The following is a 12408-nucleotide window of genomic DNA, read 5'->3' as shown; positions in this document are numbered from 1 at the left end:
TATGAATTTTCGCCAATTAAATTGGTCTAGTTAGAATCGTCATTCGTGGCGGTTCTTTTTAGTTAGTTTGAATTTGGTGGCCAATAATTAAATAAATCCGCGTTTTAAATGCCGTAAAGTAACGATAACCACAGGCAACTCGTTTAATAGTTTTAATTCGATTATTAATCCCTTCGGTTCGACCATTTGAGAACTTCGTCTCAAAGCCACGCTTAATTCCCTCTTTATAGCGCGCTAAAACTTGACAACGGTGGATTGTATAATGGCTGACACTGTCTGGCCGGAGTTTAAGTAATTGAAAGAAAGTTGTAAAATCACGTTGATTGTAAGCACGCTTCAAGGATTGAATAAAATTATAGGTGGCTCTTAACTCTTGGTCATACGCTAACATTAAGTCTAAGATCATAATGGAATTAACAACGCGATTAAAATACCGTCCTTCGTAATAAACTTTTGTACTTAAATTTTCCCGATCTTGAAGAAATAGCCGCCAATAACGTTTAAGGCGCCGAGCTTGTTTCTGCTCCGCAGAATCACCTTTTCGCAAACGATTGAAGACATGAATTCGCACATGATTCATCGTATCATTAAGGTGTTTGGCAATATGAAAGCGATCATAGATGATTTGAGCACAAGGAAAAACGGTTTTAACTAGTTGATCATAAGCAGCGTTCATATCCATTACCAGATATTTTACCCGGCAACGGGCAGCACGTGTAAACTGTTGATAATGCTTAAATAAACTACGTAATCGCCGATCTTCAAGGAGCTCAAATAAGCAACTCCGATCACCATCAACGGCGATGAAACTCATCTTACCTTTAGCGCTCCGCATTGATTTAAATTCATCAATACATAGTGTTTCCGGTAGATAGTTTAAATTCGGCTTGTATTGATCAGCGAGGTCCAAAAGGACCCGCTGGACCGAAGCTTCACTGATAAACAAATCATGGGCAATATCTTTAATTGTTTGAATTCGCGTTAACCGAAGAATAATTTCACGCCTTAAATCACGACTAATTGTTCGTTGCTTTTCAAAAAGATAACTAGTCGCATTAAATGTTGTATGGCAGTCAGGACATTGAAAACGTTGGGTATTAACAAGCAACATTAATGGTTGAGCCCTAAATTGTCCATATTTGTGTTTAGCTTGATAAAAACCATATTTTAAGATTTGTCCACGATTAATAACGCCACAATTTGGACAAGCACGCGGGATATAAGAAAGGGTACAGGATATTTGTGCCACCCGAACGTTTTTAATTGATTTATATTTAAGCCAATGATGAGGAAAATTTAAATGAGGGTCTGTTAAATTGAGAAGAGTTCTTGTATCATTATCCATGGAGGTTACCTTCTTTACTATGTGATTTGGCGATTTCATTGTATCAGAGGGCATGCCTCTTTTTTAGTTTAAAAACAAAAAATCTGGTATTGGTATAGAAAGTGATATTTCTATATCAACACCAGATATTGTAGAGCCAAATTTTCTCGGTCTCCTCATTTTTTATTAACAAAAATTCTTTTTAAATTAATTGCCCTTCCAATAACGTGCTCGGGTAAGCAATTCCCGTGAACGTTGGTCAGCTGGTCGATAACCCTTAGTAAATAGGTGTCGGAAGTACATCATATTATAGAAAAAGCCAAAGAAAACAGAAGGCCATGGGAATTGGAGCAAGGCATTAAGTCCAAAGAAAAGGGCTACCAAAGCATAATCGAGGGTTAATACAATCATTAAAATGAAATTATAGTAATCCGCGCGAAAAAGTGCTGGCAGTGGCCCGAACCAAAGAGTTGTCCAAGAAAAGCCGACTTTGGCGATTCGGATATCCCCCTGGTCATTAACGATTTTAGCGTAATTTGGTGGGAGGGGGAGATTGTTTAAGTTAAACGGATTTTGGTTATCATTATTGTTATTACCAAATGGGTTTTGCATATCTCGTCCACTTCTTTCTATAAGTAATAATATTAACACATTGAGTGAGGGATAGGAAACGTCTCTATCAGGCTTTCAAGGAATGTTAACAATTATATGGTAAACTCAAAGTGATAACCATGAAAGGGGAAATCAAGGATGTTTTTTTTCCTAAACGATAATATTCAACGAAACAAATCAGGAATTGAGCATGCGCAAATTAAGCGTCTGCATCTGTTTGAAAAATATCATCAACCAGCTAAGATTGTTACTCGGCAATATTCAAATGAATTACACTTGGTAACATCAGAAGCAGGGATTGATGATCGTAACTTTATTAACTTGTTTGATTATTTTCAAGAGGCTTGTGAGGTTCCTCAAAAGAATATTCGGATTAAAGATATTCCAGTTAATCCCCACTGGGAACGCAAGGCTGACGGAATTAATTATAATTATTATCAAAATGGCAAACGTGTACTCTATATTCGCCGGCGCAGTGATACTGATCGGCGAGTAATTAATATTCAATATTTTGACCATTATGGAAAACTACTTAAGGTTAGTTGGTATGATAGCCGCGGTTTTATCTCGGTTGAACAACTTTATGACTGGGATGGAAAAATGGCAACGGAAAATTATTACCGTCCAGATGGAACCTTAGCAATCCAGTTAGCCCACCAGCAGGATAAGCGGGGAAAGGAAATTAAAACTTATCATCTCTTTAATTACCATGGTCATGACTACCAATTTAGTGGATTTGACCAGTTGACCAGGTTCTTCCTCGATGAACTGGTTGCTGATAAACAAATCTGTGGTAAGGGTCCGGTTGGCTTTATCGTTGACCGGGTTTATGAATTAGGCTGGGCGGTCCTGCACATGAAGCACCGTGTCTTTCGGATTCTTCAATTGCATAATGACCATGTCAATAATCCTGACGATATGCTCCATTCTCCCCTTAATTATAACTATGATTGGGGGCTTAAGCACCTCCAAGATTGGGATGGGGTTATTGCCTTAACTCCGCAACAACAAAAAGACCTTCAAGACCGGTTCGGCAAGCTTGGCGTGAAGATATACCGAATTCCCGGTCCGATTGTTCCTGCAGCAGTTATTGATAAGCGTCACGTTCCATTTAAAAAACGAACGAAGAAACAAGTTGTCATGGTCGCTCGCTTGTCTCCGGAAAAACAGCAAGATCATTTATTGAAAGCATGGCCACAAGTACTAGCGGCGGTTCCAGATGCCAAACTCGATTTTTGGGGTTATGCTAATGATGATTTTGATAAGACGCTCAATGAAATTGTAAAAGAGGAAGCGATTAATAGCTCTGTGACTTTCCATGGGTATACGGATGACGTCAATTCGGTTTACGAAGATGCGCAATTGCTTATTTTGCCAAGTCGGGCTGAAGGCTTGCCACTATCTTTAGTGGAGGCCCAGTCCCATGGGTTGCCGATTATTGCTAATGACATAAAATATGGTCCTTCAGATGTCGTTATTGACCAACAGGATGGCATACTGACCAAGAACGGTGATATTGATGGATTAGCTCAAGCGATCATTCGCTTATTGCAAGATCAAGAGCGATTAGCAAAGATGAGTGAAAATGCTTATGCTGATAGTGAACGTTATTCTGAACCAAACGTGATGAAGTTATGGAATGAGTTGGTTGATGATATGAAGGAAAAGGGGGAAGAGTAAAATGTATTTTTTTGTAAATCAATACTTATTAGGTAGTAATTCTAGTGTTGAACACGCCGAATTAAAACGACTAGCCCTATTTAAAAAGCATGGTGGAAAAGCTAAATTGGTAACCCGTGACTTTGACCTCGTTCTCCATGATACAATCAAAAAATTTGGCTTAACTAACGACCAGATTGTTAATATGTATGATTTTTTTGCAAACACGACTGATTATCAAGGTAAAAAGCTCCATACTGAGGATTTACCTTTACCAATTGAATATCAAGTAGGAACTGGAAATAACTATCGCGAAGTAAAAAGCGGTGACCGACTCGTTTGCGAGGTCCACTTTGCGGCTGGAACCATTGGGCAAGTTAGCCATGTTGATTATTTTGATATTGCTGGTAATATGACTCTTCGCCAACAATATGATATTCGTGGATTTAAAGCAGCTGACGAATTCTTTGGTGAGGATGGACAGGAATATTATGCGCGTTATTATCGCCCAGATGGAGAAACGTATCTTGAACGATATTTTGTAAAATCAGTTGAAAATACTCCGATTAATTCGCTGAATGTCTTACGCAATTATCAGGGGCAGGATCGCTTCTTTGATTCTTTAGAAGACCTCTTTATCTTCTTTTTGGATGAATTGAATAAGGCAAATGGTGAGGACAACGTGTTTATTGCTGACCGCCCAGCTGTTGCGATCAAACCGGTTCAATCAATGATGACAAAAGCAAAGAAATTCTTATGGCTTCCGATGAACCAGGTTAACGATGGCCAGGACTTAATAAATGGTCCTTTAAATTCTATGTTGCAAGACCCTGTTACTACGGATGCAAACAAGTGGGATGGCGTAATCGTCATGACTGCTAAACAAGCAGAGATTCTCCAGCAACAAATTCACAATGCTGTACCAATCTATGTAATTAATGGGACTCCCGTTCTTACTAATTATGCGCGAATTTATGAAGCTGATCGGACACCAGGACAGTTGATTTACGTTGGAAGATTAGCAGAAGATAAGCAAACTAGTCAACTAATCAATATGTTTGCGCAGATTCATCATCAAGTGCCTGAAAGTAAGCTGGTTTTCTATGGGTATGGCACTGGGAAAGATATGGATAACTATAAAAAGCAGGTTAAAAGCCTTGAATTAGATGGGGCAATTGAGTTTGCCGGTTATCAGGTATCGTTAGATGAAGCGTATGATCAAGCTCAAATGTTTGTCGATGCAAGTCGAATCGATGCACAACCCTTAGCGATGGGCGAGGCCTTAAACCATGGGGTACCAGTTGTTTCTTATGATTACCTTTATGGACCACGTGAAATGGTAATTTCAGGTCAAAATGGCGAGATCGTTCCTTTAAATAACCAGGGACAGTTCATTCAAACCGTCGTCAAATTATTACAAGACCAAGATAAACTGCAAAGCTTGAGTACTGGTGCCTATGACAATCTAGATGAATTGGCAGAAGAAAAAATTTGGAAGCAATGGCAACAACTATCAGCTATTTAGTTAAAATTGGTTATAATATATTCAGAAGACGAAAAGCAGAAAATAATCAAATTTTTTTGAAGCCTTTGGTCGTTATCTATTGATAATTTAAAGACGGAAAATGAGGGCGGAATGATGGATAATTATCAAGCAATGAATTTTTACTATGGACTTCTTAATTTGCATGCTGGTTTCTTTAAGGCTGACTTATGCGAAATACTAATGACGATCGCACAAAGTATCCCTGATAAAAATCAACAATCAGCAACGGCATACCATACTGTAGAAGAGACTTTAAGCCAAGACCACAAGCAATTGAGTCGTGATCAAATTGCATTTGGGTCATTTTATGAAGATGGTCATATTTTACATAATGTCAAAATTAATACCCAATCAGACTTTTTCCTCGATCCGACCCGGGAAGATACTGTCAAGTGGCATGTTAGTTTTACAGTTGCTAAAGATGTCCGGCCAGCTGATCAATTTACAGTTCAGCTGTCACCAAATTTGATGGTTACGCCTAATGGTCATCCTGAAAAGCCAATTCCTGATTTTAGTGATCAAAATGGGACTGTTATTGCGATGGGGGCTTATGACCGTGATAAGCACGAACTTGTCTATACTTTTACGAATTATGTAACCGAGCATCGACAAATAATTGGTGAATTAAAGGGAGAGCTGGCAATTGATCCCCTCACAACTCCAGAGAACAAATTTGGCTTGAAATGTTTTATAAGTGTTGATGATTATCGAAAAGACTTTACTATTGATATCGACTATCCAGATCTTGCTAACGACATGTTTCTCGGGATTTCTAGCCGGATGATGCATTTTGATAAGGATCAGCAGCTTTTTGAGGACATTATCTATGTTAATCCACCACAAAAAGACCTTAATCATGCCTATATTGTTTTTAATACGAGTGATCTAGTGGAAGAATTATCTAATGCCATCGTCAAACCGTCGACAATGCGGATTGAGATTTATCGTAATTCACGGGGATTAAAATTACCTCAATCATATGGGGTAAACCTTCAGCGACTACGGGATATTACTAATCGATTCCCGGTAGTGGAAGGCGATCACCTTGTCGAGACACCTTATACAATGTCCTTTGCTGATAACAAGATGCGTTTGAATTTTGGCGCCGATCACACTAATGATTCCTATATTATTAGGGTAATTGGTCAATATAATGCTGAACTTGATGGAACGGTACGCTTGCGAGCTCGCTTGTTTGGAATGGATCAGCAAAATGTTTATATGAGTAATTCTACGGCTGCAACAGCCACTGGAACTTCGATGGTCGCAAGTGGTCATGCCATTTCTAAAGAGAAGTTAGGGGAGAAGGTAGTAAATACAACAGAAGACGTGAAACAAGAAGACCATTTTGGCGACGTGGAAGAGCCTCTTGAATCATCGGTCATCGAAGAAATGGATATTCCAATTGCTTCTGATAGTCAGGAACAGTTTTCTGGTTCTCAAGGGGAAGAAGAGGAAACACCGATCAAAGAAAAGTTGGAGGATATCCCGATTAATGATGTTGATGAGGAAAAGCAAGTTGAACCCCAAGAAGATTTCGCGCAAAGTGCAGTTTCAGGCGATGAAACAGCCGTTGAAGAAGAATCTGACTCATCAGCTTATATAATCTCATTTGATTCAGATGATGAAGAAGAGTCGACTGTTGCTGCTGAACAAGAAGAAAATCAGGCGGAAGCTTCTGCGGTCAGTGCAGCAGTTGGTGGGGATGAATTATCAATCTCCTTTGACATCACTCCGCAAGCAACACCAGCAGAATCGACTCAGGCATTATCTGAAGAATCCGCCGCACCTGAGCCTGCTGTTGAAATTAAAGTTAGTGAAGAGGAGACAAGTCCAGCATCATTACCAATGCTGGGACGACGGCCACCACGTCGACATAGTCGTTTTCAAAAGCCAACACGGTCGAGTCATTCATTGCGTCATTTGCGGAGACGTTAATAAAAAAATAAAGCGTCAGGAGAGATTGTCCTGGCGCTTTATTTTTTACTAAAATGTAATCGTTTCCATAAAGTGCTTGCAATTAAAAATGTAGGTGTTAATATTTAATTGAAGCGAAGTAAACGTTTACATTGATGATTTAAATGAGAATTATAGTAGTTTTATGGAGAGAGGTTTTATTTTATGGAAAACAATCATTGGTGGAATAAATCGGTTGTTTATCAAATTTATCCAAAAAGTTTTCAAGATACCAATCATGATGGTGTCGGTGACCTTCGTGGAATAATTGAGCGCCTTGATTACATTAAAAAATTAGGTGTTGATGTCATTTGGCTAAACCCCATTTATGAATCTCCGCAAGTTGATAATGGTTATGATATTAGTAACTATGAAGCAATTAACCCAACTCTTGGCAACATGGATGATTTTCAAGAATTGATTGATGGCGTTCATGAACGTGGAATGAAATTGGTCATGGACTTAGTTGTTAACCATACTTCTGATCAACATGACTGGTTTAAAGAATCACGTAAGGGCAAAGACAATCTATACCGTGATTATTATATTTGGCGTGACGGTAAGGATGGTGAAGAGCCAAATAATTGGGGATCGTATTTCTCTGGAGCTGCTTGGAAATATGATGATGAATCCGGCCAATATTACCTCCATCTTTTTGCTCCAGAGCAACCAGATTTAAATTGGGAAAATCCGAAAGTTCGGCACTCTGTTTATGACATGATGAACTGGTGGGCTGCCAAGGGTGTCGATGGTTTTCGGATGGACGTTATTAACCTAATTTCTAAGCCGGATGGATTGCCAGATGCTAATAAGAACGAAGATGAGAAATACGCCAATGTTGAACCATTAGTATCAAATGGTCACCGTATTCATGAATTCTTACAAGAAATGAATAAGAATGTTATGAGTAAGCATAAGATGGTGACAGTTGGTGAAACACCGGGCGCTACACCGGAAGATGCCGAGAAGTATGCCAGCCTTGATAATAAAGAATTAAATATGATTTTCCAATTTGAACACATGGGCCTTGATAGTAACCCTAATCCAGTTCTTGGTAAGTGGGATGATCGCAAGACAAGCCTTAAAGATTTGCGGGCAAACTTAACGAAGTGGCAAGAAAAATTGTATGGCAAGGCTTGGAACTCCCTTTATTGGAACAACCATGACCAGCCACGGGTTGTATCACGGTTTGGTAATGACCAGGCCGAAGATTATCGAGTTAAATCTGCCAAGATGTTAGCAACCATGACCCATATGATGCAAGGAACGCCATACATTTATGAAGGGGAAGAAATTGGCATGACTAATGCCTATTTCCCAAAGCTTGAAGATTACGTCGACCTTGAATCGATTAATGCCTACCACCAACTTGTTGATGACCAACATTTGCTTGATGGCGAGACGATGATGAAGTATATTGCGATTCATTCACGTGATAATGCGCGGACACCAATGCAATGGGATGACAGCGAGTATGCAGGCTTTTCCGACCATACCCCATGGGAAAAAGTTAATCCAAATTACAAGCAGATTAATGTCAAAAACACATTAGCTGATAAAAATTCAATTTTCTATTACTATCAAAAATTGATTGAACTACGACACACAATGCCGGTAATTACTAATGGAAAGTATGCGTTAGTTCCTGGTAATGAAGATGATGAACAGGTCTTTGCATATACACGCCAAGATGATGACACTACTTTGTTGATAATCTTGAACTATACTGATGAGACTGTTAACCGCCATTATAATGTGCCAGCTGATGCGAAGTTACTAATTAGTAATTATGAGGATGATCAAAATGATACTATCCGGCCATACGAAGCTAAGGTTTATCAATACTAGAGTGGGGATGAATAATCATGGATAAATCACTTTCGAATTCGAAACAAAAAGTTGAAACGAAGCAGGTTGATCTGGATACAGGGATGCCAGACTTGCCCAAAAAAGAGCTATTTGCGATTACATTTGCTTTTCTGGGAATAAACATGGCTTTCTCACTGCAGAGTTCTCAGATGAGTCGGATTTGTCAAACGATTGGGGCAAATCCTAACAACCTAGGTTTCTTCTTCATTTTTCCACCATTAATGGGGATGATTGTACAACCGATTATGGGGAAGATGTCAGATCGAACCTGGAATCGCTTTGGTCGCCGGTTGCCCTACCTATTATTTGGGACACCGATTGCGGCATTAGTTTTGATCATGTTACCATTCTCCGGTTCCCTTGGTTTCGGCTATGGTTCAATGGCTGCGATGATTTATGCTGCGACGGCGGTATGTTTGATGGACTTATTTAGTAATATTTGTATGCAGCCATCACGGATGATTGTTGGTGACATGGTTAATAACAAGCAGAAGAATTTTGCTTGGTCATGGCAACAAGTCTTTTCCAATGGTGGGGGGATTTTAGCAACGATCTTACCATTTATCTTTACGATGTTTGGGATGTCTAATACTGCTAAACGAGGAGTAGTGCCAAATACAGTTATTTGGTCATACCTTTGTGCTGCTGCGGTTCTCCTGTTCACTGGATTATGGACAGTCTTCAATGTTAAGGAATATGATCCAGAAACATATGCAAAATACCACCACATTGATCCAGAAGAGCAAAATAAGTCAGTCAGCCTTTGGAAATTGATCAAAACTGCACCTCGCGCTTTCTGGGAAATTAACCTAGTTCAATTATTTAGCTGGTTTGCGATCATGTATGTTTGGACTTATACTACTGGGACTTGTGCTCGTAATATTTGGCATACTTCTGATGTAACTTCTGCTGGCTATCAAGCTGCTGGTAACTGGTACGGGATTTTAACTGCTGTTTATAGTATTGCTGGTATTGTTTGGGGATTGATTTATGCCCATGCCAAGGCCGGTTCACGGAAGAAGTGGTACACATTTGGAATGATCGTTGGTGGTTTAGGATTAATCTGGATGACCTTTGTAACAACTAAGACTACTTCGATTATTGCAATGATCATGTTTGGAATTGGTAACTTTAGTATCAACACAATTCCATTTACCCTCCTTACCTCATCTTTGAATGGTAAAAATGAAGGGGCCTATCTTGGCCTCTTCAATGTTGGTATCTGTGTACCACAAATTATCGCTTCATTATGCAGCTTCTTCCTCTTTCCGCTTGTTGGTCACAATCAACCAATGATGCTTTTGCTTGGTGGAATCTCCCTTCTTATCGGGGCGTTTGCAGTGCAAGCAATCCATGAAGGGGTAACTGTTAAAGAAGCATAACACTAATTAAATCTCTCCTTAATCTAAAATAGTTAAAATAAAAGGGAGCGAGATAGAAGTTACTTGTGACTTCGTTTTTCGACGCGAAGCTTGCCTCTAGGAGCCCCCCTTAAACAATAATAGGCCTCAAATGTTCGGGTTTTGTCGAGCGTTAGAGGCCTATTGTTGTACTGCGCTTGGCATGGATATTAGTTAGAATGTGAAAGTAGTAGTAAGAGGAGCCGCTGTAAGGGTGATCTAAGGCAAAGTATTGTATTGATGAATAAGAGAAAATAGGGTACCTAGAAACAGTGGAAGAAAGTCAAAGTTACTAACTTGAAAAGTTAGATATTATATCATGACGCGTATAAATTTGCTAGTACTTGAAAAGAATATTAGCAGGATATATAGTAAGCTACTAACTTACTCACTTAAAAATGGAAAACTAGAGCAACTTGGACATATTCGTAAGTCCAAGTTGCTCTAGTCAATTTAAAAGTGATTAAATTGTTGAACCGCTGTATACAGAACTATGAGTCCGGTGGAGTGAGCGGTTGATAATTAAGCTTGGTAAGTTTCCTTGATAAAGAGAACTGAAATTGCACCTAAGAGGGCAGAAATACCAGTAACAAGCATCATGTTGACTTGGGAACTACCAAGTAATGGGAAGAGACCAAAACTAAGTAGGGAGGCAACCATTTGGGGTACACAGATTGAACCGTTGAATAGGCCAAGGTAGGTCCCCATGTGTTTACCAGACAAGGCATTTGTAACCATTGTTAATGGGTAGGTGTTCATTGAAGCCCAAGCAATTCCGATCAAAACGAAGGAGAAGATAAGGGCGTTTTGTGAATGGATAAAGAAGATCGATGTGTATCCAATAGCTCCGAGTAAAAGACTGAAGGCATAGCCGGCTTTATGACGGTTATTAGGAACTTTGGCCAGAACATATGACCATACAACTGCCGCAATTGATTGAACAGCGGTCATAACACCGTACCAGTTACCAGCAGCTTGGTAGGCAGCTGAAGAAGCATCAGTTGTTAACCAAACATTCTTAGCGATGGCTCCAACAGCATAAGTTGAAAGGTATTGGAAAGAGAACCAGCAGAAGAATTGGACTAATGCGACATTCCAAAATACCCGTGGAGCGTGCTTTAAGAGAGTGAACCAGTTTCCACCTTTTTTATTATCTTCTTCTGAAATGCCATGGTAACGAGCATAAGTTGCGGGATCATATTCGTGAACCCGGAAGATAGTAAAGAGACAGGTGATGACTAAAATAACAGCTCCAACGTAGAACGAAATTACAACTGATTGGGGAACGACACCCTTTTTAGCAGTATTTGATACACCCCACCACGTTAAAAGAAATGGGAAAATGGCTGCTAAAACGGCACCGGTATTACAAATTAAACTTTGAATCCCGTATGCATAACTCTTTTGGTCATCATTAACCATGTCACCAACCATCATCTTAAATGGCTGCATTGCCATATTTGATGAAAGATCAAGGAAGGCAACGGTAATAGCCCCAAACCAGAGGGCTGCTAATGAACCGTATCCAAATCCAAAACTTCCTGAATTAGGTAGTAAAATCATAACGATAACGGCAATGACCATCCCGATTAACAGGTAGGGAAGACGCCGGCCACCAAGTTTTGGCGCCCATGTCCGGTCAGAGTAATAACCAATGATTGGTTGCACGATCAATCCTGCAAGGGGTGGTAGTAAGAAGAACCATCCTAAATTATTAGGATTCGCACCAATTGTTTGGAAAATCCGGCTCATTTGCGAACCTTGTAACGTAAAGGCGATTTGAACACCAAGGAAACCAAAGTTAATCATCCAGATAGTACTCTTTGGTAAGATTGGTAATCCACTCGTCGAAGTTTCTTGGTCTTGGTTAAGTACCACAGACTCATCTTGACTCATGAAAAACAACTCCTAACGAAAAATATATAAAATAATTGCAGTTCGAGCTGATGTAAGCTCTTACATGATTAATATAACAAACTTATTCTTCTTGCGCAACCGCTTGCAAAAAAAGAAGAATAAAAAAGTCGTGATCTGTTTCAATG

At 39.5% G+C, this 12408-nt stretch carries 8 protein-coding genes; 5 read left to right on the top strand and 3 right to left on the bottom strand.

Annotated features, from left to right (window positions below):
* Positions 1–58: 58 nt before the first annotated feature.
* Together LMB57_RS09400 and LMB57_RS09395 are read right to left on the bottom strand one after the other, a co-directional pair.
* Positions 59–1345 carry an ISL3 family transposase gene (locus LMB57_RS09400; RefSeq protein ID WP_113897315.1) on the bottom strand — a complete coding sequence of 429 codons (1287 nt, stop codon included), beginning with the start codon at positions 1343–1345 and terminating at the stop codon, positions 59–61.
* Positions 1346–1531: 186 nt separating this feature from the next.
* Positions 1532–1936, bottom strand: coding sequence for a hypothetical protein (locus LMB57_RS09395; RefSeq protein WP_003665350.1), 405 nt, complete (start codon positions 1934–1936; stop codon positions 1532–1534).
* 138 nt (positions 1937–2074) lie between these two features.
* Between LMB57_RS09395 and LMB57_RS09390 the strand changes: the two genes are divergently transcribed.
* The 5 genes from LMB57_RS09390 to LMB57_RS09370 all read left to right on the top strand — a co-directional run bounded on the left by LMB57_RS09390 (position 2075) and on the right by LMB57_RS09370 (position 10348).
* On the top strand, positions 2075–3616 hold the full coding sequence (locus tag LMB57_RS09390; RefSeq protein WP_229272557.1) for a glycosyltransferase: 1542 nt from the start codon (positions 2075–2077) through the stop codon (positions 3614–3616).
* Between the two features lies 1 nt (position 3617).
* Positions 3618–5120 (top strand): accessory Sec system glycosyltransferase Asp1, encoded by a 1503-nt coding sequence (asp1, locus tag LMB57_RS09385; protein WP_229272558.1) that lies wholly within the window; start codon positions 3618–3620, stop codon positions 5118–5120.
* Positions 5121–5231: 111 nt separating this feature from the next.
* A complete protein-coding gene (locus LMB57_RS09380) occupies positions 5232–7079 on the top strand; it encodes a fibrinogen-binding adhesin SdrG C-terminal domain-containing protein (protein ID WP_229272559.1) in 1848 nt (615 codons plus the stop codon).
* Between the two features lie 183 nt (positions 7080–7262).
* Positions 7263–8945: a glycoside hydrolase family 13 protein gene (locus LMB57_RS09375; RefSeq protein WP_229272560.1), complete on the top strand. Its 1683-nt coding sequence runs from the start codon at positions 7263–7265 to the stop codon at positions 8943–8945.
* Between the two features lie 17 nt (positions 8946–8962).
* Positions 8963–10348, top strand: a complete 1386-nt coding sequence (locus LMB57_RS09370; RefSeq protein WP_229272561.1) for an SLC45 family MFS transporter — start codon at positions 8963–8965, stop codon at positions 10346–10348.
* Between the two features lie 540 nt (positions 10349–10888).
* Here the strand turns inward: LMB57_RS09370 and LMB57_RS09365 are convergent.
* Positions 10889–12262 carry an SLC45 family MFS transporter gene (locus tag LMB57_RS09365; RefSeq protein WP_229272562.1) on the bottom strand — a complete coding sequence of 458 codons (1374 nt, stop codon included), beginning with the start codon at positions 12260–12262 and terminating at the stop codon, positions 10889–10891.
* Positions 12263–12408: the final 146 nt, after the last annotated feature.

The organism is Limosilactobacillus secundus, from assembly GCF_020784695.1.
Taxonomy (GTDB): Bacteria; Bacillota; Bacilli; order Lactobacillales; family Lactobacillaceae; genus Limosilactobacillus; species Limosilactobacillus reuteri_F.
Note: the sequence above shows the minus strand (reverse complement) of the source record. Positions and strands in the feature narration are given on the sequence as shown.